Origin of the sequence: Arthrobacter sp. FX8 (assembly GCF_026723805.1) — a bacterium.
GTDB lineage: Bacteria > Actinomycetota > Actinomycetes > Actinomycetales > Micrococcaceae > Arthrobacter.
In genome coordinates this window covers 2416815-2443795 of sequence record NZ_CP113505.1, presented here as the reverse complement: position 1 = coordinate 2443795, position 26981 = coordinate 2416815, and the positions used below count along the sequence as shown (strand labels likewise).

The 26981-nt window shown below is 62.9% G+C and carries 27 protein-coding genes and 1 pseudogene; 25 read left to right on the top strand and 3 right to left on the bottom strand.

Annotated elements, in window-relative coordinates:
- Positions 1-64: 64 nt before the first annotated feature.
- The gene (locus OUO20_RS11220) at positions 65-562 is read right to left on the bottom strand and encodes an aminoacyl-tRNA deacylase (RefSeq protein ID WP_056388921.1); all 498 of its coding nucleotides are present in this window, start codon (positions 560-562) and stop codon (positions 65-67) included.
- Positions 562-1761: an acetyl-CoA C-acetyltransferase gene (locus tag OUO20_RS11215; RefSeq protein ID WP_026265738.1), complete on the bottom strand. Its 1200-nt coding sequence runs from the start codon at positions 1759-1761 to the stop codon at positions 562-564. Before OUO20_RS11215 ends, OUO20_RS11220 begins: the two co-directional genes overlap by 1 nt.
- Before the next feature lie 255 nt (positions 1762-2016).
- Between OUO20_RS11215 and OUO20_RS11210 the strand changes: the two genes are divergently transcribed.
- The 9 genes from OUO20_RS11210 (at position 2017) to OUO20_RS11170 (ending at position 16776) form a co-directional block, all read left to right on the top strand.
- Positions 2017-2508, top strand: coding sequence for a hypothetical protein (locus OUO20_RS11210; protein WP_268001739.1), 492 nt, complete (start codon positions 2017-2019; stop codon positions 2506-2508).
- A gap of 309 nt (positions 2509-2817) precedes the next feature.
- On the top strand, positions 2818-6327 hold the full coding sequence (rpoB, locus tag OUO20_RS11205; protein ID WP_018769127.1) for a DNA-directed RNA polymerase subunit beta: 3510 nt from the start codon (positions 2818-2820) through the stop codon (positions 6325-6327).
- A gap of 103 nt (positions 6328-6430) precedes the next feature.
- A complete protein-coding gene (locus OUO20_RS11200) occupies positions 6431-10330 on the top strand; it encodes a DNA-directed RNA polymerase subunit beta' (protein ID WP_018769128.1) in 3900 nt (1299 codons plus the stop codon).
- Positions 10331-10711: 381 nt separating this feature from the next.
- The gene (gene rpsL / locus OUO20_RS11195; RefSeq protein ID WP_009358312.1) at positions 10712-11086 is read left to right on the top strand and encodes a 30S ribosomal protein S12; all 375 of its coding nucleotides are present in this window, start codon (positions 10712-10714) and stop codon (positions 11084-11086) included.
- Between the two features lies 1 nt (position 11087).
- A complete protein-coding gene (gene rpsG, locus OUO20_RS11190) occupies positions 11088-11558 on the top strand; it encodes a 30S ribosomal protein S7 (RefSeq protein WP_003803829.1) in 471 nt (156 codons plus the stop codon).
- 69 nt (positions 11559-11627) lie between these two features.
- The gene (fusA, locus tag OUO20_RS11185; RefSeq protein WP_144600747.1) at positions 11628-13742 is read left to right on the top strand and encodes an elongation factor G; all 2115 of its coding nucleotides are present in this window, start codon (positions 11628-11630) and stop codon (positions 13740-13742) included.
- Between the two features lie 257 nt (positions 13743-13999).
- Positions 14000-15190, top strand: a complete 1191-nt coding sequence (tuf, locus tag OUO20_RS11180; protein WP_056334246.1) for an elongation factor Tu — start codon at positions 14000-14002, stop codon at positions 15188-15190.
- Positions 15191-15290: 100 nt separating this feature from the next.
- Complete coding sequence (locus OUO20_RS11175; RefSeq protein WP_018769130.1) at positions 15291-15416, top strand: hypothetical protein; 126 nt, start codon at positions 15291-15293, stop codon at positions 15414-15416.
- Positions 15417-15525: 109 nt separating this feature from the next.
- Positions 15526-16776 carry an Nramp family divalent metal transporter gene (locus tag OUO20_RS11170; RefSeq protein WP_026265740.1) on the top strand — a complete coding sequence of 417 codons (1251 nt, stop codon included), beginning with the start codon at positions 15526-15528 and terminating at the stop codon, positions 16774-16776.
- Between the two features lie 36 nt (positions 16777-16812).
- Here the strand turns inward: OUO20_RS11170 and OUO20_RS11165 are convergent, their stop codons facing one another.
- Entirely contained in the window at positions 16813-18249 is a 1437-nt protein-coding gene (locus OUO20_RS11165; protein ID WP_018769132.1) for a GH1 family beta-glucosidase, read from the bottom strand.
- Between the two features lie 398 nt (positions 18250-18647).
- On the opposite strand from OUO20_RS11165, the gene rpsJ reads away from it, so the two are divergent.
- From rpsJ to rplF, 16 genes and pseudogenes are all read left to right on the top strand, one after another.
- Entirely contained in the window at positions 18648-18956 is a 309-nt protein-coding gene (rpsJ, locus tag OUO20_RS11160) for a 30S ribosomal protein S10 (RefSeq protein ID WP_003803825.1), read from the top strand.
- A gap of 17 nt (positions 18957-18973) precedes the next feature.
- Complete coding sequence (gene rplC / locus OUO20_RS11155) at positions 18974-19624, top strand: 50S ribosomal protein L3 (protein ID WP_018769133.1); 651 nt, start codon at positions 18974-18976, stop codon at positions 19622-19624.
- Positions 19625-19628: 4 nt separating this feature from the next.
- The gene (rplD, locus tag OUO20_RS11150) at positions 19629-20249 is read left to right on the top strand and encodes a 50S ribosomal protein L4 (RefSeq protein ID WP_018769134.1); all 621 of its coding nucleotides are present in this window, start codon (positions 19629-19631) and stop codon (positions 20247-20249) included.
- Complete coding sequence (rplW, locus tag OUO20_RS11145; RefSeq protein WP_011692807.1) at positions 20246-20551, top strand: 50S ribosomal protein L23; 306 nt, start codon at positions 20246-20248, stop codon at positions 20549-20551. The genes rplD and rplW overlap by 4 nt, the downstream gene beginning before the upstream one ends.
- 29 nt (positions 20552-20580) lie before the next feature.
- Positions 20581-21420 (top strand): 50S ribosomal protein L2, encoded by an 840-nt coding sequence (rplB, locus tag OUO20_RS11140; protein WP_026264302.1) that lies wholly within the window; start codon positions 20581-20583, stop codon positions 21418-21420.
- Positions 21421-21432: 12 nt separating this feature from the next.
- Positions 21433-21713, top strand: a pseudogene (gene rpsS / locus OUO20_RS11135) (30S ribosomal protein S19).
- A gap of 38 nt (positions 21714-21751) precedes the next feature.
- Positions 21752-22117 (top strand): 50S ribosomal protein L22, encoded by a 366-nt coding sequence (rplV, locus tag OUO20_RS11130; RefSeq protein ID WP_009358304.1) that lies wholly within the window; start codon positions 21752-21754, stop codon positions 22115-22117.
- Positions 22118-22948, top strand: coding sequence for a 30S ribosomal protein S3 (gene rpsC, locus OUO20_RS11125; protein WP_134163700.1), 831 nt, complete (start codon positions 22118-22120; stop codon positions 22946-22948).
- A complete protein-coding gene (gene rplP, locus OUO20_RS11120) occupies positions 22949-23365 on the top strand; it encodes a 50S ribosomal protein L16 (protein WP_043454603.1) in 417 nt (138 codons plus the stop codon).
- 2 nt (positions 23366-23367) lie between these two features.
- Complete coding sequence (gene rpmC / locus OUO20_RS21520; RefSeq protein WP_326498031.1) at positions 23368-23697, top strand: 50S ribosomal protein L29; 330 nt, start codon at positions 23368-23370, stop codon at positions 23695-23697.
- Positions 23694-23999, top strand: coding sequence for a 30S ribosomal protein S17 (gene rpsQ / locus OUO20_RS11110; protein ID WP_018769137.1), 306 nt, complete (start codon positions 23694-23696; stop codon positions 23997-23999). The genes rpmC and rpsQ overlap by 4 nt, the downstream gene beginning before the upstream one ends.
- A gap of 630 nt (positions 24000-24629) precedes the next feature.
- Entirely contained in the window at positions 24630-24998 is a 369-nt protein-coding gene (rplN, locus tag OUO20_RS11105; protein ID WP_003803789.1) for a 50S ribosomal protein L14, read from the top strand.
- A gap of 3 nt (positions 24999-25001) precedes the next feature.
- Positions 25002-25364, top strand: a complete 363-nt coding sequence (gene rplX / locus OUO20_RS11100; RefSeq protein ID WP_015937845.1) for a 50S ribosomal protein L24 — start codon at positions 25002-25004, stop codon at positions 25362-25364.
- Positions 25364-25945, top strand: coding sequence for a 50S ribosomal protein L5 (gene rplE / locus OUO20_RS11095; protein ID WP_018769138.1), 582 nt, complete (start codon positions 25364-25366; stop codon positions 25943-25945). The genes rplX and rplE overlap by 1 nt, the downstream gene beginning before the upstream one ends.
- A gap of 82 nt (positions 25946-26027) precedes the next feature.
- The gene (gene rpsH, locus OUO20_RS11090) at positions 26028-26426 is read left to right on the top strand and encodes a 30S ribosomal protein S8 (protein ID WP_018769139.1); all 399 of its coding nucleotides are present in this window, start codon (positions 26028-26030) and stop codon (positions 26424-26426) included.
- Between the two features lie 18 nt (positions 26427-26444).
- Positions 26445-26981, top strand: a complete 537-nt coding sequence (gene rplF, locus OUO20_RS11085; RefSeq protein ID WP_018769140.1) for a 50S ribosomal protein L6 — start codon at positions 26445-26447, stop codon at positions 26979-26981.

The following is a 26981-nucleotide window of genomic DNA, read 5'->3' as shown; positions in this document are numbered from 1 at the left end:
TTTCCTCAGAAAACCCCGTCCACTCCGGTGGGCGGGGTTTTCTGCCTTAAACGGGTCTCCCGCGTTACGCGGGGTCGCTGATATCCGCCACAACCGCGTCCAGGGCTGCGGTCAGGGCATCGGCGTCAACGAACGCACTGTAGCCATGGGCGCCGGCCCCCATGGAGATCCGTCGCCCAGTGATCGTGGCGTCGGCATAGACCGGCCACGCGGTGGTGCTCCCCAGCGGAGTGATCGTGCCCCGCTCATAGCCGGTTGCCTCCAGCGCGGCAGCGGCGGGCGGGAGGGACAGCTTGTTGACGCCTACCAGGGCGCGGAGCTTGGGCCAGGAGATCTGCCGGTCGCCCGGGACCAGGGCGAACAAAAAGGTGCCGTCCTTGTGCTTGACCACCAGGGATTTGACGATGTCGGACGGGCTGATGCCCAGGATGCCGGCGGCCTCTTCGAGGCTCTTTGCTGCCGGGCGCTGCACCACGTCAACCTGCAGGCCGCGGGCCGCGGCGTCGGCCAGGAAGCGTTCCCGTCCGACGCCGTCCGTTCCGTTTCCGGATGCGCCCGCCATCAGTCGCGGTACAGCAGGAGGGCCTCGCCCTGCCCGCCCCCGCCGCAGAGGGACACGGCGGCTTTGCCCGTTCCGCGCCGTTTCAGCTCATGGGCCGCATGGGCCGCCAGCCGTGCGCCCGAGGCCCCGATCGGATGTCCCAGCGCGATGGCACCGCCGTGTATGTTGCACTTTTCCAGGGGGTAGTCCAGGTCCTTCAGGGACTGTACCGCCACGGATCCGAAGGCCTCGTTGATCTCGATGAAGTCAAGGTCCGCAGTGCTCCACCCGGCCTTGCCCAAGGCGTTCATGATGGCGTTTGACGGCTGGGAATGCAGGGAGTTGTCAGGGCCGGCCACCTGTCCCGGCTTTCCCACCACGGCCAGGTACTCCAGCCCGTTCTCCTCCGCGTAGCCTCGGGATGCGAGCACCAGGGCGGCGGCGCCGTCGGACAGGGGAGAGGAGTTACCGGCGGTGATGGTGCCATCGGTGACGAACGCTGCGCGCAGGCCTGCCAGCGACTCCACCGAGGTGTTGGGGCGGACGCCCTCGTCGGAATCCACCACCAGGGGCTCGCCCTTGCGCTGCTTCACGCTGATGGGTGCGATCTCGCCGTCGAACGTTCCGTTCTTTGCCGCCAGCGCCGCGCGCTGGTGGGACTGGGCGGCAACGTTGTCCTGCGACGTGCGGTCAATGCCCAGCGTGAGGTTCCGTGTTTCCGTGGACAGGCCCATGGACTGGCCGTCGAAGGCATCGGTCAAGCCGTCATGGGCGGCAGCGTCCAGCGCCTGGATGGAGCCGTACGTCCATCCCTGGCGGGACCCCGGGAGCAGGTGCGGCGCGCGGCTCATCGACTCCTGGCCGCCGGCCACCACCACCGCGGCCTCGCCGGCACGGATCATCCGGGCGGCGTCGATCACCGCCGTCAGGCCTGAAAGACACACCTTATTGACTGTGACCGCGGGGACGTTCCAGCCGATGCCGGCGCCGACGGCGCTCTGCCGCGCTGGATTCTGCCCCGCACCGGCCTGAAGCACTTGGCCCATGATCACGGCCTCCACGTCGCCGGTGCCGACGCCGCTGGATTCCAGTGCGGCTTTGATGGCGTGGGCGCCAAGGTCCACGGCGGTGAGACTCGAGAGCTGGCCGTTGATCCGGCCCTGCGGAGTCCGTGCTGCCCCGAGGATGACAACGTCACTGTTGTCGGGAGAGTTGCCCATGGTTTTCACTTTCAGTCCGGTTCCGGTGTAAGCCACCAAGGCTATCGTGACCCTGGTCACCTAACTATTCAAACGCTGGAACCCCTATGTGCATTCCTGAATCAGTTCGTTCCACACGCGGCAGGGGAGAGGTACCCATCGGCAGCGTTGTGCACGACGGCGGCCTCTTGCGTAGGGTGGACGGCGAGGCTTTGCAGGGGCACATGCTTTGCAGGGGGACAGATGGTCCGGAGCCGGGACGGACGGAGCGACACAGTGAAGACGACAACTATCGCCGCAGCCACCGCCGCCACGGCCTTGCTGGTGGGCGGAACGATGGCAGCCTGCTCGGTGTCCACCCCGGCGCCGGCGGAATCGGTCCAGTCGACCGCATCGCCGGAGCAGACCCGGGATGCGGCCGCCAGCAGCCCCCTGGCCACCGGCGGCACGGCAAGCCAGGGTGCCAGGGCGGGCGGAACCCGGGAAGCCTGCGAGCTCTTCAACAGGCTGGTGGCGGATTACTCCGCTGTTGCACCCACTGACTCCAAGGGCTATGAGGACGTGTACCTGAAGGCCCAGGACGCCAAGGACACTGTCTCCGGGGATCTGCAGGGACTGTTTGCCTCCCTGAGCCTGCTGGCCATCGACCACTCATCCGCGGCGGAGGCCGGAGCCAAGCCGGCGCCGGAGTCCCAGGACGCGGTGCGGGACGCCGTCTTCGCCAACTCCGCGGCTTGCACGGCGGCGGGAGTCACGCTCAGGCTCTAGCATCCGGGCGGCGCCCTAGGGGTCCCCAAAAATCAGGTGCTTGCAATCCGGCCGGATGTGGGGTAGACACGTAGGTTATTTTGCCGTATCGTAGATATTTGCGTCTTCCCTGTTTACCTTCAGCCTTCATATAGCGGTGGGCTTTGCCTGGCAGCTGGCAATCAACGTGCCGTAACAACGGTCACAGCATAGTCAGTATCAGGTCCCGGGTCATATAGCGGAACCGGATGGTAGCGCTGCGGAGTCACTCCGCAGGGTGCACAGCGGGGGAGATCTGAAAACGCCTGAAGGTCTGTGGAAGGATCCCTCTTGGTCGCCTCGAGCACCTCTAATAACGAAACCGCTAACACTGCCGACAGCACTGATGGTGCCACTCGCCGGCTCTCATTCGCAAAGATTCACGAACCTCTTGACGTTCCGAATCTGCTTGCCCTGCAGACGGACAGCTTTGACTGGCTGGTCGGCAATGAGCGCTGGCAGGCACGCGTGGCAAAGGCTGTCGAAGAAAACGATCTCAGCGTCGCCACCACGTCCGGCCTGTCGGACATCTTCGAAGAGATCTCCCCGATCGAGGATTTCCAGGGCACTATGTCCCTGAGCTTCTCCGATCCGGAGTTCGCTGACCCCAAGTACACCATGGCCGAATGCAAGGACCGGGACGCAACGTACTCGGCTCCGCTGTACGTCAAGGCCGAGTTCATGAACAACAACACGGGCGAAATCAAGCAGCAGACCGTGTTCATGGGTGACTTCCCGCTGATGACCGAGAAGGGCACCTTTGTCGTCAACGGCACCGAGCGTGTCGTCGTCTCCCAGCTGGTCCGTTCCCCGGGCGCCTACTTCGAGCGCGCCGCTGACAAGACCAGCGACAAGGACATCTTCACCGCGAAGATCATCCCGTCCCGCGGTGCCTGGTTTGAGCTCGAGATCGACAAGCGCGACCAGGTCGGTGTCCGCCTCGACCGCAAGCGCAAGCAGTCCGTCACCGTCCTGCTGAAGGCCCTTGGCTGGACCGAAGGCCAGATCCTCGAAGAGTTCGGCCAGTACGACTCCATGCGGGCAACCCTGGAGAAGGACGCCACCGAGACCCGCGAAGACGCCCTGCTGGACATCTACCGCAAGCTGCGTCCGGGCGAGCCGCCCACCGTCGAGGCTGCCCAGTCCCTGCTGGACAACCTGTACTTCAACTCCAAGCGCTACGATCTGGCCAAGGTTGGCCGCTACAAGATCAACCGCAAGCTGGGCATCGACCGCTCCCTTGGCGACAAGGAAGCTTCTGTCCTGCACGTTGAAGACATCGTTGCCATGATCAAGTTCCTCGTCGCGCTGCACGCCGGCGAGAAGACCATCAAGGGCACCCGCGATGGCCAGGAAGTGGACCTGCGCGTCGAAATCGACGACATCGACCACTTCGGCAACCGCCGCATCCGCGCCGTCGGCGAGCTCATCGAGAACCAGGTCCGCACGGGCCTGTCCCGCATGGAGCGCGTTGTCCGCGAGCGTATGACCACCCAGGACGTCGAGGCCATCACGCCGCAGACCCTGATCAACATCCGCCCCGTGGTCGCAGCCATCAAGGAGTTCTTCGGGACCTCCCAGCTGTCGCAGTTCATGGACCAGAACAACCCGCTCTCGGGCCTGACCCACAAGCGCCGCCTGTCGGCCCTTGGCCCCGGTGGTCTGTCCCGTGACCGCGCCGGCATGGAAGTCCGTGACGTGCACCCGTCCCACTACGGACGTATGTGCCCCATCGAAACCCCTGAAGGCCCCAACATCGGCCTGATCGGTTCGCTGGCATCCTACGGACGCATCAACCCGTTCGGGTTCATCGAAACCCCGTACCGCCTGGTCAAGGACGGCGTCGTGTCCGACGACGTCCAGTACCTGACAGCCGACGACGAGGCCGAGGTCCTGATCGCCCAGGCCAACGCGCCGCTGGACGAGAACAACAAGTTCGCTGAAGACACCGTGCTGGTCCGTGCCCGTGGTGGTGGGGGCGAGCCCGTCCTGGTTCCGGCCGCGGACGTTGAGTTCATGGACGTCTCCCCGCGCCAGATGGTGTCCGTGGCTACCGCCCTGATCCCGTTCCTGGAGCACGACGACGCCAACCGCGCACTCATGGGTGCCAACATGCAGCGCCAGGCTGTGCCGCTGGTCCGTTCCGAGGCCCCGTTCGTGGGCACCGGCATGGAGCGCGCTGCCGCCGTCGACGCCGGTGACGTTGTCATCGCCAAGAAGGCCGGTGTGGTCACCGAGGTTTCCGCCGAGCTCGTCATCATGCTCAACGACGACGGCACCGAGACCAACTACCGCATCAACAAGTTCGCCCGCTCCAACCAGGGCAACTGCTACAACCACCGCGTCCTGGTGAACGAAGGCCAGCGCCTGGAAGTTGGCGGCATCATCGCCGACGGCCCGGCAACGGACCAGGGCGAACTCGCACTGGGCAAGAACCTGCTCGTGGCATTCATGTCATGGGAAGGCCACAACTTCGAAGACGCCATCATCCTCTCGCAGCGCATCGTTGCCGAGGACGTCCTTTCCTCCATCCACATCGAGGAGCACGAGATCGATGCCCGCGACACCAAGCTTGGTGCCGAGGAGATCACCCGTGACATCCCCAACGTGTCCGAGGAAGTCCTTGCAGGCCTGGACGAGCGCGGCATCATCCACATCGGTGCCGAGGTTGAAGCAGGGGACATCCTGGTTGGAAAGGTCACCCCGAAGGGTGAAACCGAACTGACCCCGGAAGAGCGCCTGCTGCGCGCCATCTTCGGTGAGAAGTCCCGCGAAGTCCGCGACACCTCCCTGAAGGTGCCCCACGGCGAGTCCGGCACCGTCATCGGCGTCCGCGTCTTCGACCGCGACAACGACGACGAGCTGCCCCCGGGCGTGAACCAGCTGGTCCGCGTCTACGTGGCCGCCAAGCGCAAGATCACCGACGGCGACAAGCTCGCCGGCCGCCACGGCAACAAGGGTGTTATCTCCAAGATCCTCCCCGTTGAGGACATGCCCTTCCTTGCAGACGGCACCCCCGTTGACATCGTCCTGAACCCGCTGGGTGTTCCGGGCCGTATGAACGTGGGGCAGGTGCTCGAAACCCACCTTGGCTGGGTTGCCAAGACCGGTTGGAAGATCGAAGGCGAGCCGGAGTGGGTCAAGCAGCTGCCGAACCTGCCGCGCGAGAGTGGTCCCACCACTGTTGCAACGCCGGTGTTCGACGGTGCCCGCGAAGAGGAAATCACGGGCCTGCTGGATTCCACCAACGTGACCCGCGATGGTGAGCGCCTGATCAACTCCTCCGGCAAGACCCGCCTGTTTGACGGCCGCTCCGGCGAGCCGTTCCCGGATCCGATCTCGGTCGGCTACATGTACATCCTGAAGCTCCACCACCTGGTGGACGACAAGATCCACGCACGCTCCACCGGCCCGTACTCCATGATCACGCAGCAGCCGCTGGGTGGTAAGGCACAGTTCGGTGGCCAGCGCTTCGGTGAAATGGAAGTGTGGGCGCTCGAAGCTTACGGCGCCGCCTACACGCTCCAGGAACTCCTCACGATCAAGTCGGATGACATCCACGGTCGTGTGAAGGTCTACGAAGCGATCGTCAAGGGCGAGAACATCCCCGAGCCGGGCGTTCCCGAGTCCTTCAAGGTCTTGATCAAGGAAATGCAGTCGCTGTGCCTGAACGTGGAAGTCCTTTCCACGGACGGAACCACAATTGAAATGCGTGACTCTGATGACGCAGTCTTCACGGCTGCGGAGGAACTGGGCATCGATCTGTCTCGCGCAGAGCCCAGCTCCGTAGAAGAGGTCTAGCAGGAGGTTTGCGACGGCGGGTGACCACCCGCCGTCGTACGCCCCCTCCCTCATCCCGCACCAAGACTTCAGAATTTAGAGAACAAGAGAGAACAGGGACCATATGTCCAGCGAATCCTCCTTCGGCCTCATGCAGATCGGCCTCGCCACCGCGGAAGACATCCGCGGCTGGTCGTACGGCGAGGTTAAGAAGCCGGAAACCATCAACTACCGCACGCTCAAGCCCGAGAAGGACGGCCTCTTCTGCGAGAAGATCTTCGGCCCGTCCCGGGACTGGGAATGCTACTGCGGCAAGTACAAGCGCGTGCGCTTCAAGGGCATCATCTGTGAGCGCTGTGGCGTTGAAGTCACCCGCGCCAAGGTCCGCCGTGAGCGCATGGGCCACATCGAACTGGCCGCCCCCGTCACGCACATCTGGTACTTCAAGGGTGTTCCGTCCCGCCTGGGCTACCTGCTTGACCTGGCCCCGAAGGACCTCGAAAAGGTCATCTACTTCGCCGCCTACATGATCACCAGCGTCGACGAAGCTGCCCGCCACGAGGAACTGCCCAACCTGCAGGTTGAGCACGACATCGAGAAGAAGCAGCTGATCGACAACCGCGATGCCGACATCGCCGCGATCGCCCGCGACCTCGAAGGCGAAATCGCACGCCTCGAAGGCGAAGGCGCCAAGGCTGCCGACAAGAAGAAGGCCCGCGACTCCGCCGACCGCCAGATGGCCAACGTGCGCAAGCGTGCCGACGCCGACATCGAGCGCCTCGAGCAGGTCTGGGACCGCTTCAAGAACCTGAAGGTCGCCGACCTCGAAGGTGACGAAGGCCTGTACCGCGAACTGCGCGACCGCTACGGCATGTACTTCGAGGGCTCCATGGGTGCCGAAGCCATCAAGAAGCGCCTTGAGAACTTCGACATGCAGGCCGAGTCCGACCTGCTGCGCGACGTCATCGCCAACGGCAAGGGCCAGCGCAAGACCCGCGCCCTCAAGCGCCTGAAGGTGGTCAACGCGTTCCTGACCACCAACAACAGCCCGCTTGGCATGGTCCTCGACGCCGTCCCGGTGATCCCGCCGGAACTGCGCCCCATGGTCCAGCTGGACGGTGGCCGCTTCGCGACCTCCGACCTCAACGACCTCTACCGCCGCGTGATCAACCGCAACAACCGCCTCAAGCGCCTGCTTGACCTGGGTGCTCCGGAGATCATCGTCAACAACGAGAAGCGCATGCTTCAGGAAGCTGTTGACAGCCTCTTCGACAACGGCCGCCGCGGCCGTCCGGTCACCGGACCGGGCAACCGTCCGCTGAAGTCCCTGAGCGACATGCTCAAGGGCAAGCAGGGCCGTTTCCGCCAGAACCTCCTCGGCAAGCGCGTCGACTACTCCGGCCGTTCGGTCATCGTCGTCGGCCCGCAGCTGAAGCTGCACCAGTGCGGCCTGCCCAAGCAGATGGCCCTGGAGCTCTTCAAGCCGTTCGTGATGAAGCGCCTGGTTGACCTCAACCACGCCCAGAACATCAAGTCGGCCAAGCGGATGGTGGAGCGCTACCGCCCGCAGGTCTGGGACGTGCTCGAAGAGATCATCACCGAACACCCGGTGCTGCTCAACCGTGCACCTACACTGCACCGCCTGGGCATCCAGGCGTTCGAGCCGCAGCTTGTTGAAGGCAAGGCAATCCAGCTGCACCCGCTGGTTTGTGGCGCGTTCAACGCCGACTTCGACGGCGACCAGATGGCAGTGCACCTGCCGCTGAGCCCCGAGGCGCAGGCTGAGGCCCGCATCCTGATGCTGTCCTCGAACAACATCCTGAAGCCCTCCGACGGACGCCCGGTCACCCTGCCTTCGCAGGATATGATCATCGGCCTTTACCACCTGACCACAAAGCGTGTCGGTTCAGCCGGCGAAGGCCGCATCTTCGGTTCGGTTTCGGAAGCCATCATGGCGTTCGATGCCCGCGAGCTGCACCTGAACTCGCAGGTCAAGATCCGCCTCGAAGGCTTCGTGCCCTACGCCGGCTGGGAAGCTCCGGAAGGCTGGGAGCCGGGTCAGCCCGCACTCGTCCAGACCTCCCTGGGCCAGGTCCTCTTCAACGAGACCCTGCCCGAGGACTACCCCTGGGTTGAGGCTGTTGCCGACAAGGGCGAACTTTCCCGCATCGTCAACGACCTTGCCGAGCGCTACCCGAAGGTCGTCACCGCAGCAACGCTGGACAACCTGAAGGATGCCGGTTTCTACTGGGCCACCCGTTCGGGCGTCACCGTCGCCATCTCCGACATCGAGGTCCCGGCCGCCAAGCCGGAAATCCTTGCCGGGTACGAAGAGCGGGCCGCCAAGATCCAGGGCCAGTACGACAAGGGCCTGATCGACGACGACGAGCGCCGCCAGGAACTGATCGAGATCTGGAACAAGGCAACCAACGAGATCGCCCAGGCAATGCGTGACAGCCTGTCCCCGATGAACACCATCAACCGCATGGTGTCCTCCGGTGCACGTGGTAACTGGATGCAGGTCCGCCAGATCGCGGGTATCCGTGGCCTGGTGGCCAACCCGAAGGGTGAGATCATCCCGCGCCCCATCAAGTCCTCCTACCGTGAGGGCCTGTCGGTGCTGGAATACTTCATCGCCACCCACGGCGCCCGTAAGGGCCTGGCCGATACCGCTCTGCGTACCGCCAACTCGGGTTACCTGACCCGTCGTCTGGTGGACGTCTCCCAGGACGTCATCGTCCGCGAAGAAGACTGCGGCACCGAGCGTGGCCTGGTCACGCCGATCGCCGTCGCCGACTCCAACGGTGAACTCGTCCTGGACGAGAACGTCGAGAACAGCGCCTACGCACGTACGCTCGCCGTCGACGTCGTGGACTCCGAGGGCAACGTCCTCGCAGCCGCCGGCACCGACTGTGGCGACGTCGTCATCGCCGAGCTCTTCAAGGCAGGCATCACCGAGGTCAAGGTCCGCTCCGTACTCACCTGTGAGTCCAGCGTCGGCACCTGCGCCCTGTGCTACGGCCGTTCGCTTGCCACCGGCAAGACCGTGGACATCGGCGAGGCCGTGGGCATCATCGCCGCACAGTCCATCGGTGAACCCGGTACCCAGCTGACCATGCGTACGTTCCACACCGGTGGTGCAGTTTCCGCCAGCGGCGGCGACGACATCACCCAGGGTCTGCCCCGTATCCAGGAGCTCTTCGAAGCCCGTACTCCGAAGGGTGTCGCCCCGATTGCTGAAGCAGCCGGCCGCATCACCATCGAAGAGTCCGAGCGCCAGATGCGCCTGGTCATCACCCCGGATGACGGAACGGAAGAGATCGCTTACCCGGTCCTGCGCCGTTCACGCCTGCTGATCGAAGACGGCGACCACGTCTCCGTCGGACAGAAGCTGATCAACGGCCCGGTGGACCCCAAGCAGGTCCTGCGCATCATGGGTCCGCGTGCGGCACAGAAGTTCCTGGTGGACGAAGTCCAGGGCGTGTACCGCAGCCAGGGCATCGGTATCCACGACAAGCACGTCGAGGTTATCGTCCGCCAGATGCTGCGCCGCGTCACGGTCATCGAGTCCGGCGAATCGGACCTGCTGCCCGGCGAGCTCGCCGAGCGCAGCCGGTTCGAGGAAGCGAACCGCCGCGTCGTGTCCGAGGGCAAGACTCCGGCTTCCGGACGTCCCGAGCTCATGGGCATCACCAAGGCGTCGCTGGCCACCGAGTCCTGGTTGTCCGCAGCTTCCTTCCAGGAGACCACCCGCGTCCTGACGCAGGCGGCCATGGAAGGCAAGAGCGATCCGCTGCTGGGCCTGAAGGAAAACGTCATCATCGGTAAGCTGATCCCGGCCGGCACGGGCCTCCCGCGCTACACCGAGGTCACCGTCGAGCCCACTGAGGAAGCAAAGGCCAACCTGTTCACCGGCCCCAGCGCATTCAGTGACTTCTCGTACGACACCCTGGGCGGTGACGGAGCCCCCGAGTTCCACGCCATCCCGCTGGATGACTACGACCTGGGCAACGACTTCCGGTAACCAACTCCGGTAGAGCCTTACGAGGGGATGGTCCCGCACCGAAAGGTGGGGGACCATCCGCTTTCCCCCGATTAAGGCATGGAGCCTGTCCGTGCTAGACTTGTTACCAATTGTTATTGTGGCAGTGGATGAGAGCGCCGGTACCAGCTGAAAAGCTGGACCAGAGCGACGTTTCCGGTTTGCAGGGTTCTTGTGCAACGTATGCCACATTTTTGCATGCCTAGGGACTTGTCCGACGCCAGTCGCCCCCGGGAATGCGATCCGACTATTAAGGCTTCGCCTTCGCCGCCCTGGAGATCTTCTTCAAGGCCCGGGCGGCGGGGCAACGCAACAGGAGAGTGGCCGGAAACAGCCACTCCGGATAAAACGGAGAACACGAGAGTGCCTACGATTAACCAGCTGGTCCGCAAGGGCCGCACGCCTAAGGTCTCAAAGACCAAGGCTCCCGCGCTTAAGGGCAGCCCCATGCGCCGCGGTGTCTGCACCCGCGTCTACACCACCACCCCGAAGAAGCCGAACTCGGCTCTGCGTAAGGTGGCACGTGTGCGCCTCAACGGCGGCGTGGAAGTTACCGCGTACATCCCCGGTGTTGGCCACAACCTGCAGGAGCACTCCATTGTGCTCGTTCGCGGTGGTCGTGTGAAGGACCTCCCGGGTGTCCGCTACAAGATCGTCCGTGGCGCCCTCGATACCCAGGGTGTGAAGAACCGTAAGCAGGCCCGCAGCCGCTACGGCGCAAAGATGGAGAAGAAGTAATATGCCTCGCAAGGGTCCGGCCCCCAAGCGGCCGCTCGTTTCGGATCCGGTATACGGTTCCCCGCTGGTAACCCAGCTCATCAACAAGGTGCTCGTTGACGGCAAGAAGTCCACGGCAGAGCGCATTGTCTACGGTGCACTCGAAGGCGCACGCGCCAAGTCCGGCGGCGACCCCGTTGCAGCCCTGAAGAAGGCCATGGACAACGTCAAGCCTTCCCTCGAGGTCCGCTCCCGCCGTGTCGGTGGCGCCACCTACCAGGTTCCGGTTGAGGTCAAGCCCGGCCGCTCCACCGCACTCGCCCTGCGCTGGCTGGTTGGCTACTCCAAGGCCCGCCGCGAGAAGACGATGACCGAGCGTCTCCAGAACGAAATCCTGGATGCGTCCAACGGTCTCGGTGCCGCTGTGAAGCGTCGCGAAGACACCCACAAGATGGCCGAGTCCAACAAGGCCTTCGCACACTACCGCTGGTAATACTCCCCGGACGCCGCCGGCTCAACAGAGCCGGCGGCGAACGCGTAGTCCATCCCAAAAGGAGACCCCGTGGCACAGGACGTGCTTACCGACCTTAGTAAGGTCCGCAACATCGGCATCATGGCCCATATTGATGCCGGCAAGACCACCACCACCGAGCGCATCCTGTTCTACACGGGTGTGAACCACAAGATCGGCGAAACGCACGACGGCGCTTCGACCACCGACTGGATGGAACAGGAAAAGGAACGCGGCATCACCATCACGTCTGCCGCCGTGACCTGCTTCTGGGAAAACAACCAGATCAACATCATCGACACCCCCGGCCACGTTGACTTCACGGTTGAGGTTGAGCGCTCCCTGCGCGTCCTCGACGGTGCAGTCGCCGTCTTCGATGGCAAGGAAGGCGTTGAGCCGCAGTCCGAGACTGTTTGGCGTCAGGCTGACAAGTACAACGTTCCGCGTATCTGCTTCGTCAACAAGATGGACAAGCTCGGTGCTGACTTCTACTTCACCGTAGACACCATCATCAGCCGCCTCGGTGCCAAGCCGCTGGTCATGCAGTTGCCCATCGGTGCCGAGAACGACTTCATCGGCGTCGTTGACCTGCTCTACATGCGCGCCCTGGTGTGGCCCGGCGATGCCAAGGGTGACGTGACCATGGGTGCCAAGTACGAGATCCGCGAGATCCCGGCTGACCTCCAGGAAAAGGCTGAGGAATACCGCGCGACCCTTATTGAGACTGTCGCTGAGTCCTCCGAGGAACTCATGGACAAGTACCTCGAGGGTGAAGAGATCTCGATCGACGAGCTCAAGGCCGGCATCCGCAAGATGACCATCAACTCCGAGCTGTACCCGATCTTCTGCGGTTCCGCTTTCAAGAACCGTGGCGTTCAGCCCATGCTCGACGCAGTTGTGGACTACCTGCCGAACCCGCTCGACGTCCCCCCGATGGTCGGCCACGATCCTCGCGACGAAGAGAAGGAACTGACGCGCAAGCCTTCCTCGGAAGAGCCCTTCTCGGCTCTGGCGTTCAAGATTGCTGCGCACCCCTTCTTCGGCCAGCTCACCTTCATCCGCGTGTACTCCGGTCACGTGGAAGCAGGCGCCCAGGTGGTCAACTCCACCAAGGGCAAGAAGGAGCGCATCGGCAAGCTGTTCCAGATGCACGCCAACAAGGAAATGCCCGTTGAGGGCGCTACCGCCGGCCACATCTACGCAGCCATTGGCCTGAAGGACACCACCACGGGTGACACCCTGTGTGATGCCAACAACCAGATCGTGCTTGAGTCCATGAGCTTCCCGGAGCCCGTGATCTCGGTTGCCATCGAGCCGAACACCAAGGGTGACCAGGAGAAGCTCTCCACGGCCATCCAGAAGCTCTCCGCTGAGGACCCCACCTTCCAGGTGTCCCTCAACGAAGACACCGGCCAGACCATCATCGCCGGCATGGGCGAGCTCCACCTGGACATCCTGGTGGACCGCATGCGCCGCGAATTCAAGGTCGAGGCAAACGTGGGCAAGCCCCAGGTTGCCTACCGCGAAACCATCAAGCGCGCCGTCGAACGCCACGACTACACGCACAAGAAGCAGACCGGTGGTTCGGGCCAGTTCGCAAAGATCCAGATCGCCATCGAGCCGCTGGACACCGCCGAAGGCGAGCTGTACGAGTTCGAGAACAAGGTCACCGGTGGCCGCGTTCCGCGCGAATACATCCCGTCCGTTGACGCGGGCATCCAGGATGCACTGAACGACGGCGTCCTGGCCGGCTACCCGGTTGTCGGCATCAAGGCCACGCTGATCGACGGCGCGTACCACGATGTTGACTCCTCGGAAATGGCGTTCAAGATCGCCGGCCGTATGGCTTTCAAGGAAGCTGCACGCAAGGCGAACCCGGTTCTGCTCGAACCACTGATGGATGTCGAGGTCCGCACCCCTGAGGAATACATGGGTGAAGTTATTGGTGACCTCAACTCCCGCCGTGGCCAGATGCAGTCCATGGAAGATGCACAGGGCGTCAAGGTCATCCGTGCGCACGTTCCGCTGTCCGGCATGTTCGGCTACATCGGTGACCTGCGCTCCAAGACCCAGGGCCGCGCTGTGTACTCCATGACGTTCAACAGCTACGCCGAGGTCCCGAAGGCAGTTGCCGACGAGATCATCCAGAAGTCCCGCGGCGAGTAGTCCTTCCGGACTTTCAAAGCGAACACCTCGGTTGGGCAGTCCGCCAGCGGACAGCGCAGCCGGTGCAGGTGGCCGGGCCGGCCGGATTTATCCGGCAAGCCGGTCCGGCCCCTGCACGAACAGGCTCAGGGGATTAGTATTAGTTCCTGAATCTGCAATTTCACCAATCCAAAGCCCCCCAAGTAGACTTGCCTGAGTTCTACCGCGATAAGCGCGGCTGGAGGGCAAGCTATTTGAAAACGTTCTAGGAGGAACCTGTGGCAAAGGCAAAGTTCGAGCGGACTAAGCCGCACGTCAACATCGGCACCATTGGTCACGTTGACCACGGTAAGACGACGCTGACGGCCGCCATTTCCAAGGTGCTGTACGACAAGTACCCGGATCTCAACGAGAAGCGTGACTTCGCGTCGATTGACTCTGCACCCGAAGAGCGTCAGCGCGGTATTACCATCAACATCTCCCACGTGGAGTACCAGACCGAGAAGCGTCACTACGCACACGTTGACGCCCCCGGCCACGCTGACTACATCAAGAACATGATCACCGGTGCTGCCCAGATGGACGGCGCAATCCTCGTGGTTGCCGCTACCGACGGCCCGATGGCTCAGACCCGCGAGCACGTTCTGCTCGCTCGCCAGGTTGGTGTTCCCTACCTGCTGGTCGCCCTGAACAAGGCCGACATGGTTGACGATGAGGAACTGCTGGACCTCGTTGAAATGGAAGTTCGTGAGCTCCTGAGCTCTCAGGGCTTCGATGGTGACGAAGCTCCCGTCGTCCGCGTTTCCGGCCTGAAGGCCCTGGAAGGCGACCCCGAGTGGGTCAAGTCCGTTGAGGACCTGATGGCAGCAGTCGACGAGTCCGTTCCGGACCCCGTACGTGACCGCGACAAGCCGTTCCTGATGCCGATCGAGGACGTCTTCACCATCACCGGTCGTGGCACCGTTGTTACGGGCCGCGCCGAGCGTGGAACCCTCGCCATCAACTCCGAGGTCGAGATCGTCGGCATCCGCCCGGTCCAGAAGACCACGGTTACCGGTATCGAGATGTTCCACAAGCAGCTCGACGAAGCATGGGCCGGCGAGAACTGTGGCCTCCTGCTCCGCGGTCTGAAGCGCGACGATGTCGAGCGTGGCCAGGTTGTCGTCAAGCCGGGTTCCATCACCCCGCACACCGACTTCGAGGCCAACGTCTACATCCTCTCCAAGGACGAAGGCGGACGTCACAACCCGTTCTACTCCAACTACCGCCCGCAGTTCTACTTCCGCACCACGGACGTAACCGGCGTTATCACCCTGCCCGAGGGCACGGAAATGGTTATGCCTGGCGACAACACTGAGATGACCGTTGCGCTCATCCAGCCGATCGCTATGGAAGAGGGCCTCGGCTTCGCAATCCGCGAAGGCGGCCGCACCGTTGGTTCGGGACGTGTTACCAAGATCATCAAGTAGTACTTGCTGACCTGAAGGACAGCCCCGCTGCAGTAGCAGCGGGGCTGTCCTTTTCGTTAAGGGGCCACTGGTACTGTTGCACCACTGAAAGGAGTTCATCATGGGATGGCTTATTTTCCTGATCATCGCGGTTGCCGTTGTAGCCGGGGTGTTCTGGACCAGGAAGTACTTCCGGCGCGAGATTGACCGGGCCAAGCGGATCAACAGGGCAAACAAAAACCAGTAGCAACAGCGGCAGCACACCGATCTGCCGGTACTCCTTACTCCTACTTTTCGGTATACTTAAATTCGGGGTATCCTCGTCATATCGACGCCCGCAACGACGAGGACACGCAATGGCTGTTTCAACAATGACGGCGGAATCCGCCACCCCCAGGATCTGGTCCCGCCTGCTCCTGCTCGGGCCGGCATTCGTTGCTGCCATTGCCTACGTCGACCCGGGAAATGTCGCCGCCAACCTGACCGCCGGCGCCAGCTTCGGCTACCTCCTGGTCTGGGTCCTCGTTGCAGCCAATGGCATGGCCGTACTGATCCAGTACCAGTCAGCCAAGCTGGGGCTCGCCACCGGCATGAGCCTGCCCGAAATCCTTGGGAAGCGCCTGGGCACGCGGCGCCGCCGCGCCTATTGGGTGCAGGCCGAGATCGTTGCCGGGGCCACTGACATGGCCGAGGTTATCGGTGGGGCAGTGGCACTGAACCTGTTGTTCGGCCTGCCCCTGCTGACCGGCGGCGTCATTATCGGCCTGGCGTCCATGCTGCTGCTGGCGCTCCAGTCGCACCGCAGCCAGAAATCCTTCGAATTTGCCATTCTTACCCTGCTGGGCGTCATTGCTGTCGGGTTCGTTTCGGGCCTCTTCGTCGCACCGCCTGACGCCGGCGGCGCCCTGGCCGGACTGGTGCCCCGGTTCGAGGGAACCGACACCGTGCTGCTCGCGGCGAGCATGCTCGGGGCCACGGTTATGCCGCATGCCATCTACCTGCATTCCGCCCTTGCCCGCGACCGCCACGGATTCTCGGAAGATCCGGCGGTCAGGACCCGGCTGATCCGAACCACGCGCGTGGATGTCGCCGGCGCTCTGCTGCTCGCCGGCGTCGTCAACATTGCCATGCTGCTGCTGGCTGCCTCCAGCCTTCGCGGCGTGGAGGGTACTGACACCATAGCCGGCGCGCACGCTGCCGTGACGTCCGCACTGGGCCCTGTGATCGGCGTCGTTTTCGCTGTGGGCCTGCTGGCCTCCGGCCTGGCGTCCACCTCGGTGGGATGCTACGCCGGGGCCACCATCATGGGCGGCCTCCTCAAGGTGCGGATTCCCCTGCTGGTCCGGCGGACCGTCACCCTGATTCCCGCGCTGGCGGTCCTGGGCGCAGGGATTGAACCGACGCTGGCGTTGGTCCTGAGCCAGGTCCTCCTGAGTTTCGGCATCCCGTTCGCGCTGATCCCCTTGATCCGGCTCACCGGCAGCCGCAAGGTGATGGGCATCCATGCCGATTCAAAGCCGCTCAAGATCGCCGGGTGGACCAGCGCCACCCTGATCGTGGGTTTGAACTGCGTGCTGATCTTCCTCACGGTGTTGGGACACGGCTGAACCCGCGGCCGCCGCTACGGTGCTGGTGGCGCGCCACTAATGTGGCCGGTGGCGCCGTGCCCTGGACAGCGCCTGGTACCAGTAGAAGGACCGCTTGGGCGTCCGCTCCAGTGTCTCGAAGTCCACGTGCACCAGCCCAAAACGCTGCGAGTAGCCGGCCGCCCACTCAAAGTTGTCCATCAGTGTCCAGACGTAGTAGCCCCGGAGATCCACGCCCTCGGCGTGGCCGCCGGGGGCGGTGGCGTCAAGCGCTGCCGTCAGATGTGCGGCAAGGTACTCCACGCGGTCGGTGTCTTCCAGTGTGCCGGCGATACGGTCGGGTTCGGGGAAGCTGGCACCGCCCTCGGTGATGTACACCGGCGGGAGGGCCGCTCCGTACCGGTCCCGCATTTCCCGCAGCAGGATTCCCAGATGGTCCGGTGCCACAGGCCAGCCGAATCCTGTGCTGTCGAACTCGGAGTAGCCAACCTCGTGGAAGGGCAGCTTGGCGAGTTGCTTGTGCATATCCGCAGGCAGGGGAGTGATGCCCGGCCCCAGGGCCACCTTGACGGGGAAGTAGTAGTTCAGTCCGTAGAAGTCCAGCGGCTGGTGGATGGTCCGGAGGTCCGCATCGGAAATCCTCCCGATTGATCGCAGCCAGGGCTTAGCGTACAGCGGCAGCGAGGGGTATTGGCCCAGCAGGACGGGGTCGGCATAGATCCTGTTCATGAGCAGGTCGTAGAGATGGGCCACCAGCCGGTCGCCAAGCTTCCTGGTGGCGGGCCTGACGGGGGAGTGCAGGTTGGTCAGGCCGATGCCGCCCGCCACGCCGGCGGCCCGCAGTGCCTGCACGCCGAGCCCGTGCGCCAGGAGCTGGTGATGGATGGCGGGAAGGGCGTCAAACATCAACCGGCGCCCCGGTGCGTGCACTCCAAGGGCATAGCCGTTCAGGGTGACCGAGACCGGTTCGTTGAGGGTGACCCACTGCGCCACACGGTCGCCGAACCGCTCGCCGGCAGCCCTGGCATACTCGCCAAACCGCTCCGCGGTGTCACGGTTCAGCCAGCCGCCGCGGTGTTCCAGGGGCAACGGGGTGTCCCAGTGGTAGAGCGTTGCCATGGGGGAGATGCCGGCCTCAAGGAGTTGGTCGATCAGCCGGTCGTAAAAGTCCAGGCCCTCGGGATTGAAGCCGCCCTGGCCATCCGGCTGGATGCGTGGCCAGGACAGCGAGAACCGGTATGAGTCAACGCCCAGTTCCTTGAGCAGCGCCACATCCTCCGGCAACCTGTTGTAATGGTCGCAGGCCACGGCGGGGGAGTGTCCGTCCTGGATGGCGCCGGGCTTCTCCGCAAAGGCATCCCAGCCCGATGGCCCACGGCCCCCGGCCTTGAGTGCGCCTTCAATTTGGAACGCCGCCGCCGCGACGCCAAGCGTGAACGACGGCGGAACGCGTCCGGCCAGTTCGGTCACCGATTCAGTGCCTTCCAGGGTCATGCTCCCTATCATCCAGCGCGTTCGGGTCCGCGGCAATGGCCGGTGACCAGCCCGGACCCGGAGCCGATTCGCATCTGCCGCGGATTTCCGGCATACTAGATGAGTTGTTCAAGCGCTTCTTCGCGTCCCGATCCGGATAATGCCGGGTGCAGGGTCCAAGCTGAAGACCAAACATAACCCACCCCCATGGAACTGCGGATTTATATGTGCGCCCAGCGCGACACGCCCGACCGCGGGGGTCGGTTACGCCGGCAAGGTGAGGAACCCGGATTCATCCGGATTCAGTTTGTGCGGCGGATGGTGGTTACGACCTCAAATGCTTCGGCAGCCATACAACGAGTAAGTGAACAGGGCAGCCCTAAACCGGGGAAGCACAGACTGAAAGAGAGTCAGGCGACATGGCGGGACAAAAAATCCGCATCCGGCTGAAGTCATACGACCACGAGGTCATTGACGTTTCAGCACGGAAGATCGTTGAGACGGTCACGCGCGCAGGCGCAACGGTAGTCGGCCCCGTGCCGCTGCCGACGGAGAAGAACGTGTACTGCGTGATCCGCTCTCCGCACAAGTACAAGGACAGCCGCGAGCACTTTGAAATGCGCACGCACAAGCGTCTTATCGACATCATCGATCCCACGCCGAAGGCTGTTGACTCGCTCATGCGTCTCGACCTGCCGGCTGACGTGAACATCGAAATCAAGCTGTAGGGAGGTGCTGAGAAACTATGACCGCAACCCGTAACGTAAAGGGCCTGTTGGGCACGAAGCTCGGCATGACCCAGGTCTGGGACGAGAACAACAAGCTCATCCCCGTCACTGTGGTCCAGGCAGACTCGAACGTCATCACCCAGCTGCGCAACGCTGAGACCGATGGCTACGTCGCCGTTCAGATCGGCTACGGCCAGATCGATCCCCGCAAGGTCACCAAGCCGCTGGCTGGTCACTTTGAAAAGGCAGGCGTCACGCCTCGCCGCCACGTCGTCGAACTCCGTACCGCAGATGCTGCCGAGTACGAGCTGGGCCAGGAGCTCTCCGTAGAGGTCTTCGAAGCCGGCCAGAAGATCGACGTCATCGGCACCACCAAGGGTAAGGGCTTCGCCGGTGTTATGAAGCGTCACGGCTTCCACGGTGTTGGAGCTTCCCACGGTGCCCACAAGAACCACCGTAAGCCCGGTTCAATCGGTGGCGCATCCACCCCGAGCCGCGTCTTCAAGGGCATGAAAATGGCCGGCCGCATGGGCGCCGTTCGTCACACCACGCTGAACCTCACGGTCCACGCGGTTGACGTCGAGAAGTCGCTGCTCCTTATCAAGGGTGCCGTTCCCGGCGCCCGCGGCCAGGTCGTACTCGTACGCACCGCCGTGAAGGGAGCCTAGTTCAATGGCTAACACTGTCCAGGTCGACCTGCCTGCAGAGATCTTCGACGTTCAGACCAACGTGCCGCTGCTGCACCAGGTTGTCGTTGCCCAGCTCGCTGCTGCCCGCCAGGGAACCCACAAGACCAAGACCCGCGCTGAAGTTTCCGGTGCAGGACGCAAGCCGTTCAAGCAGAAGGGCACCGGCCGCGCCCGTCAGGGTTCCATCCGTGCTCCCCACATGACCGGCGGTGGCATCGTCCACGGTCCCACCCCGCGTGACTACAGCCAGCGCACCCCCAAGAAGATGATTGCTGCTGCACTGCGCGGCGCACTGTCTGACCGGGCACGCAACGGTCGCATCCACGTTGTCGCAGAACTGGTTGAAGGCACCAAGCCCTCCGCCAAGACCGCACTGGCAACGCTCCGCGGTGTGTCCGACCGCAAGAACCTGCTGGTCGTCATCGAGCGCGATAACGACGTTGCCGCACTGTCCGTGCGCAACCTCGCCGGCGTTCACGTTCTGTACGTAGACCAGCTGAACACCTACGACGTTCTCGTCTCTGATGACGTTGTCTTCACCAAGGCTGCCTACGACGCATTCGTTGCCGCTAAGGCAGCTAAGAACGAGGAGGATGCCAAGTGAGTGCAGCCACCATCAAGGATCCCCGCGACGTCGTGCTTGCACCCGTCGTGTCGGAAAAGAGCTACGGCCTGATCGACGAGGGCAAGTACACCTTCCTGGTGGACCCCCGTTCGAACAAGACCGAGATCAAGCTGGCCGTGGAGAAGATCTTCTCCGTCAAGGTCGAATCGATCAACACCATCAACCGTGCCGGTAAGCGCAAGCGCACCAAATTCGGATGGGGTACCCGCAAGAACACCAAGCGTGCGATTGTCACCCTCAAAGAAGGCACCATCGACATCTTCGGCGGTCCGCTCGCGTAGCGGAGACCACTTTAACGAGGAAATAAATTATGGGAATCCGTAAGTACAAGCCGACTACCCCGGGCCGTCGTGGCTCGAGCGTAGCGGACTTCATCGAAATTACGCGGTCGACGCCGGAAAAGTCGTTGGTACGTCCGCTGCCCAAGAAGGGCGGCCGTAACAACACCGGTAAGATCACCACCCGTCACAAGGGTGGTGGGCACAAGCGCCAGTACCGTCTGATCGACTTCCGTCGCCACGACAAGGACGGCGTCAACGCCCGCGTTGCCGAAATCGAGTACGATCCGAACCGCACGGCTCGCATCGCCCTCCTGCACTACGTTGATGGCACCAAGCGTTACATCATCGCTCCCAACAAGCTCTCCCAGGGTGACGTTGTCGAGGCAGGTGCCGGTGCTGACATCAAGCCCGGTAACAACCTGCCCCTGCTCAACATCCCGGTGGGTACCGTTATCCACGCAGTGGAACTGCGTCCGGGTGGCGGCGCCAAGATGGGCCGCTCCGCCGGCGCATCCATCCAGCTTGTTGCCAAGGAAGGCCGCTTCGCCCAGCTGCGCCTGCCTTCCGGTGAAATCCGCAACGTTGACGTGCGCTGCCGCGCAACCGTCGGCGAGGTGGGCAACGCCGAGCAGTCGAACATCAACTGGGGCAAGGCCGGCCGTATGCGGTGGAAGGGCGTCCGCCCGACCGTCCGTGGTGTTGCCATGAACCCGGTTGACCACCCGCACGGTGGTGGCGAGGGTAAGACGTCCGGTGGACGTAACCCCGTCAACCCGAACGGTAAGCGTGAAGGCCGCACCCGCCGCCCCAACAAAGAGAGCGACAAGCTTATTGTGCGTCGCCGTCGTACTGGCAAGAACAAGCGATAGGAGCCTGGACACATGCCACGCAGCCTGAAAAAGGTCCTTTCGTTGACCAGCACCTCTTTGTGAAGGTAGCCAGGGAAAACGAAAAGGGCACCAAGAACGTCATCAAGACCTGGTCCCGCCGTTCGATGATCATCCCCGACATGCTCGGACACACGATCGCCGTACACGACGGACGCAAGCACATCCCGGTGTTTGTCACTGAGTCGATGGTCGGGCACAAGCTCGGCGAATTCGCTCCCACGCGGACATTCCGCGGCCATGTCAAGGACGACCGTAAGGGCAAGCGCCGCTAGGCGCCTGCGTTTACGTCAAAGACGAGAGAAGGAAAGCAATGGAAGCCAAGGCAATTGCGCGCCACATCCGCGTAACGCCTATGAAGGCCCGGCGCGTCGTCAACCTTGTTCGTGGATTGCAAGCGAATGAGGCTCTGGCAATTCTGAAGTTTGCCCCCCAGGCAGCTTCGGAGCCGGTATTCAAGGTAGTTCAGTCGGCAATCTCCAACGCCCGGGTCCTCGCGGACCGCGACGGCGTGGCGTTTGACGAAGGCGACCTCATCATCAGCGAAGCGTTTGTTGATGAAGGCCCGACCATGAAGCGGTTCCAGCCGCGTGCCCAGGGTCGTGCATTTCAGATCAAGAAGCGCACCAGCCACATCACCGTGGTAGTCGCTACCCCGGAGAAAGAGGAGGCTCGCTAAGTGGGACAGAAAGTAAACCCGCACGGGTTCCGACTCGGCATCACCACCGATCACGTATCGCACTGGTTCGCTGACAGCACCAAGGCAGGCCAGCGGTACAAGGACTTCGTCCGCGAAGACATCCGCATCCGCCAGCTCATGTCCACGGGCATGGAGCGCGCCGGCATCGCCAAGGTCGAGATCGAGCGCACCCGTGACCGTGTCCGCGTGGACATCCACACGGCACGTCCCGGCATCGTCATCGGCCGCCGTGGAGCAGAAGCAGACCGCATCCGCGGCGAGCTCGAAAAGCTCACCGGCAAGCAGGTCCAGCTGAACATCCTCGAGGTCAAGAACCCCGAGATGGAAGCCCAGCTTGTTGCCCAGGGCGTTGCTGAGCAGCTGACTTCCCGTGTGGCATTCCGCCGCGCTATGAAGAAGGCCATGCAGTCCGCACAGCGTGCAGGTGCCAAGGGCATCCGTATCGCCTGCTCGGGCCGCCTGGGTGGCGCTGAAATGTCCCGCTCGGAGTTCTACCGCGAAGGCCGTGTGCCCCTGCACACCCTCCGCGCGAACATCGACTACGGCTTCTACGAAGCCAAGACCACCTTCGGCCGTATCGGCGTGAAGGTCTGGATCTACAAGGGTGACGTCACCGCCAAGGAACTGGCAGCACAGGCTGCTGCAGCTCCGTCCCGCGGTAACCGTGGCGACCGTCCCGGCCGCCCGGGTGGCGCTGACCGTGGTGACCGCCGCCGTCGCACCGACCGCCCGGCCGCTGACGCAGCTCCTGCTGCCGAAGCACCGGCAGTTGAAGCAGCACCTGCTGCTGCAGAAGGAGGACAGGCTTAAATGCTTATCCCACGTCGAGTAAAGCACCGTAAGCAGCACCACCCGGGTCGTTCCGGCGCTGCTACGGGCGGTACCCAGGTCTCCTTCGGTGAGTACGGCATCCAGGCCCTGAGCCCGGCATACGTCACCAACCGTCAGATCGAGTCCGCTCGTATCGCGATGACCCGCCACATCAAGCGTGGCGGTAAGGTCTGGATCAACATCTACCCGGACCGTCCCCTGACCAAGAAGCCGGCCGAAACCCGTATGGGTTCCGGTAAGGGTTCACCGGAATGGTGGGTCGCCAACGTCAAGCCGGGCCGGGTTCTGTTCGAACTCTCCGGTGTCAATGAAGAGGTAGCTCGCGAGGCCCTGCGCCTGGCAATCCACAAGCTGCCGTTGAAGGCACGCATTGTGCGTCGCGAGGGTGGTGAATAGAAATGGCAGTAGGATCCAAGGATCTGGCTCCCGCACAGCTGGACGGTTTCGACAACGAGCGTCTCGTTGAAGAACTCCGCAAGGCCAAGGAAGAGCTGTTCAACCTGCGTTTCCAGTCCGCCACCGGACAGCTGGAGAACCACGGTCGCCTGCGCGCGGTAAAGAAGGACATCGCCCGCATCTACACCGTTCTCCGCGAACGCGAGCTGGGCATTCGTGCCGAGGTTGCCGCACCGGTTGTGGAAGCCAAGGAAGACAAGAAGTCCAAGAAGGCTTCAACCAAGAAGGCCGACAAGGCTGAAAAGGCTGAGACCGAGGAGGACGCCAAGTGAGTGAAAAGGACCAGAACGTGACCGAAACTGCTACCGCAGCCAAGGCTGGGCAGCGCGGTTACCGCAAGACCCGTCGCGGCTACGTGGTCTCTGACAAGATGGAAAAGACCATCGTCGTCGAGGTTGAAGACCGTGTGAAGCACGCACTGTACGGCAAGGTCATCCGCCGCACTTCCAAGGTCAAGGCACACGACGAAGAGAACACCGCCGGCATCGGCGACCTCGTAGTCATCGCCGAGACCCGTCCGCTGTCCGCCACCAAGAACTGGCGGCTCGTGGAAATCCTCGAGAAGGCCAAGTAGCACCTGCTGCTTAGCTGTTGCCCCTGCTCCCTCCCGGGAGCAGGGGCTTCCTCGTTTAACGGACAGCGGGCGTGGCCGTCCGTCCCACACAGACGCCCCATCACTTCCTGCATCTTTTCCCGAAACGCCCCATCAGTTCCTGCACGCTTTTCGGAAACGCCACATCACTTGCCGAAACGTACCAGCGGGAGGTGATGGCGCGTTGGAGGATTTCCTGCAGGTAGTGATGGGGCGTAGTGGACTGCCGGACGACGGCGGCGCCTGGACTGGCGGGGGAGTGGCACCTTTGGTGGGCCGAAAGGCTGCCCTGCGTGACGCCGTCGTCCGTCTTGCGGGGTGGTGGGCGGTGGTGATATGGGGACCGGCGAAAAACGTGCTAGGATATTGAGTTTGTATGGCGCCTTTCGCGCGCCGTCATCAACCTCGTAAACAAGCGTGCCACAGCATAGTGCCCCTGTGCGCCCGGGATCCGTCCCGGACCGGATGGGAGCAACTGCTTCTGGCACGGGCGTTTAGGCCTGGTCTGGCAAAATCCAGGCAGGTCAAGAGACACCCCGATCAACCGTTCCGCAAGGCTCATTCCGTAGCAAGATCACGGCCTGAGAACCGGCGCGACGCAAGGAGTAAATAGTGATTCAGCAGGAGTCGCGACTCAAGGTCGCCGACAACACGGGTGCTAAGGAAATCCTTACCATTCGCGTTCTCGGTGGATCCGGCCGTCGCTACGCAGGCATCGGTGACGTCATTGTCGCCACCGTCAAGGATGCAATCCCGGGCGGCAACGTAAAGAAGGGCGATGTGGTCAAGGCCGTCATCGTCCGTACCAAGAAGGAACGCCGCCGTGCGGATGGTTCCTACATCAAGTTTGACGAGAACGCAGCTGTGATCCTGAAGAACGACGGTGACCCCCGCGGTACCCGTATCTTCGGACCGGTTGGTCGTGAACTGCGTGACAAGAAGTTCATGAAGATCGTTTCTCTGGCTCCGGAGGTGCTCTAGTCCATGGCTGCAAAGATCAAAAAGGGTGACCTGGTTCAGGTCATCACTGGCGCCAAGGCTGAGCGCGGCGGCGACCGCGGCAAGCAGGGCAAGGTTCTGCGCGTATTCACCGACACCAACCGCGTGCTGGTTGAGGGTATCAACCGCGTCACCAAGCACACCCGGGTTGGACAGTCGCAGCGCGGCACCAAGACCGGTGGCATCGAGGTCGTAGAGGCCCCGATCCACATTTCCAACGTGGCCCTGGTTGACCCGTCGACCAAGAAGCCGACCCGCGTGGGCTTCCGCCTCGACACGGTGGAGAAGAACGGTGTCAAGAAGACCGTCCGCATCCGCGTGTCCAAGAGCTCCGGGAAGGACATCTAATGACTGAGACTCTCGAGACTCCGGCAACGAAGATCGTTCCTCGTCTGAAGACCAAGTACGCCGAATCCATCAAGGCAACGCTCCAGGATGAATTCAAGTACGAGAACGTGAACCAGGTACCCCGCCTGGTGAAGGTTGTTGTGAACATGGGTGTTGGAGATGCCGCCAAGGACTCCAAGCTGATCGACGGCGCTGTCCGCGACCTCACCCAGATCACCGGCCAGAAGCCGCAGGTTACCAAGGCCCGCAAGTCGATCGCACAGTTCAAGCTGCGCGAAGGCATGCCCATCGGTGCACACGCAACCCTGCGTGGCGACCGCATGTGGGAATTCGTGGACCGCCTGGTCACCCTGGCCCTGCCCCGTATCCGCGACTTCCGCGGCCTCAGCGGCAAGCAGTTCGATGGCAACGGCAACTACACCTTCGGTCTGACCGAGCAGGTTATGTTCCACGAAATCGACCAGGACAAGATCGACCGCGTCCGCGGTATGGACATCACGGTTGTGACCACCGCCAAGACCGATGACGAAGGCCGCGCGCTGCTCAAGGCGCTTGGTTTCCCGTTCAAAACCGAAGCTTAATTAACTACGTAAAAGGTCCGGCCGCTCCGCTCCATCAAGGAGGGAACGGCGGAAACCGTTACGAGGAAGGGCATGAGCCCACATGACAATGACAGATCCTGTCGCAGATATGCTTACGCGCCTGCGTAACGCAAACTCGGCATACCACGACTCCGTGTCTATGCCTTACAGCAAGCTCAAGGCACGCGTTGCCGACATCCTCAAGGCCGAAGGTTTCATCGCCGGCTGGAAGGAAGAGGACGCTGAGGTTGGCAAGAAGCTGACCCTCGAACTCAAGTTCGGTCCGAACCGCGAGCGTTCCATCGCCGGTGTACGCCGCATCTCCAAGCCGGGTCTCCGCGTTTACGCGAAGTCCACCAACCTGCCTCACGTGCTCGGTGGCCTGGGTATCGCAATCCTGTCCACCTCTTCCGGCCTCCTGACTGACAAGCAGGCCGGCAAGAAGGGCGTGGGCGGCGAAGTCCTCGCGTACGTCTGGTAACGGGAAAGGAAGAGAATAATGTCACGTATTGGACGTCTCCCCATCACCGTTCCTGCCGGCGTTGAGGTCAAGGTTGACGGCTCTGTCGTCAGCGTCAAGGGTTCCAAGGGGGAGCTGACCCACACTGTGGCCAGCCCCATCGAGGTTGCCCTGGACGAGAACACCCTGACCGTCAGCCGCCCGAACGACGAGCGCGCCTCCCGTTCGCTCCACGGCCTGACCCGCACCCTGATCGCCAACATGATCCAGGGCGTCACCGCAGGCTACGAGAAGAAGCTTGAAATCGTCGGTACCGGTTACCGCGTTCAGGCCAAGGGATCTGACCTTGAGTTCGCTCTCGGCTACAGCCACCCGGTCAGCGTTTCCGCTCCGGCCGGCATCACCTTTGCAGTAGAGGGACCGACCAAGCTCTCTGTCTCAGGTATCAATAAGCAGCAGGTCGGCGAAGTTGCTGCCAACATTCGTAAGCTGCGGAAGCCGGACCCCTACAAGGGCAAGGGCATCCGTTACGCCGGCGAAGTCATCCGCCGCAAGGTCGGAAAGGCTGGTAAGTAA

Excerpts from the sequence above, each read along its gene's own strand:
- OUO20_RS11220 (WP_056388921.1), bottom strand. The coding sequence starts at position 562 with ATGGCGGGCGCATCCGGAAACGGAACGGACGGCGTCGGACGGGAACGC.
- OUO20_RS11215 (WP_026265738.1), bottom strand. The coding sequence starts at position 1,761 with ATGGGCAACTCTCCCGACAACAGTGACGTTGTCATCCTCGGGGCAGCA.
- OUO20_RS11200 (WP_018769128.1), top strand. The coding sequence starts at position 6,431 with ATGTCCAGCGAATCCTCCTTCGGCCTCATGCAGATCGGCCTCGCCACC.
- rpsG (WP_003803829.1), top strand. The coding sequence starts at position 11,088 with ATGCCTCGCAAGGGTCCGGCCCCCAAGCGGCCGCTCGTTTCGGATCCG.
- OUO20_RS11175 (WP_018769130.1), top strand. The coding sequence starts at position 15,291 with ATGGGATGGCTTATTTTCCTGATCATCGCGGTTGCCGTTGTAGCCGGG.
- OUO20_RS11170 (WP_026265740.1), top strand. The coding sequence starts at position 15,526 with ATGGCTGTTTCAACAATGACGGCGGAATCCGCCACCCCCAGGATCTGG.
- OUO20_RS11165 (WP_018769132.1), bottom strand. The coding sequence starts at position 18,249 with ATGACCCTGGAAGGCACTGAATCGGTGACCGAACTGGCCGGACGCGTT.
- rpsJ (WP_003803825.1), top strand. The coding sequence starts at position 18,648 with ATGGCGGGACAAAAAATCCGCATCCGGCTGAAGTCATACGACCACGAG.
- rplC (WP_018769133.1), top strand. The coding sequence starts at position 18,974 with ATGACCGCAACCCGTAACGTAAAGGGCCTGTTGGGCACGAAGCTCGGC.
- rplD (WP_018769134.1), top strand. The coding sequence starts at position 19,629 with ATGGCTAACACTGTCCAGGTCGACCTGCCTGCAGAGATCTTCGACGTT.
- rplB (WP_026264302.1), top strand. The coding sequence starts at position 20,581 with ATGGGAATCCGTAAGTACAAGCCGACTACCCCGGGCCGTCGTGGCTCG.
- rplV (WP_009358304.1), top strand. The coding sequence starts at position 21,752 with ATGGAAGCCAAGGCAATTGCGCGCCACATCCGCGTAACGCCTATGAAG.
- rplP (WP_043454603.1), top strand. The coding sequence starts at position 22,949 with ATGCTTATCCCACGTCGAGTAAAGCACCGTAAGCAGCACCACCCGGGT.
- rpmC (WP_326498031.1), top strand. The coding sequence starts at position 23,368 with ATGGCAGTAGGATCCAAGGATCTGGCTCCCGCACAGCTGGACGGTTTC.
- rplX (WP_015937845.1), top strand. The coding sequence starts at position 25,002 with ATGGCTGCAAAGATCAAAAAGGGTGACCTGGTTCAGGTCATCACTGGC.
- rplE (WP_018769138.1), top strand. The coding sequence starts at position 25,364 with ATGACTGAGACTCTCGAGACTCCGGCAACGAAGATCGTTCCTCGTCTG.
- rpsH (WP_018769139.1), top strand. The coding sequence starts at position 26,028 with ATGACAATGACAGATCCTGTCGCAGATATGCTTACGCGCCTGCGTAAC.
- rplF (WP_018769140.1), top strand. The coding sequence starts at position 26,445 with ATGTCACGTATTGGACGTCTCCCCATCACCGTTCCTGCCGGCGTTGAG.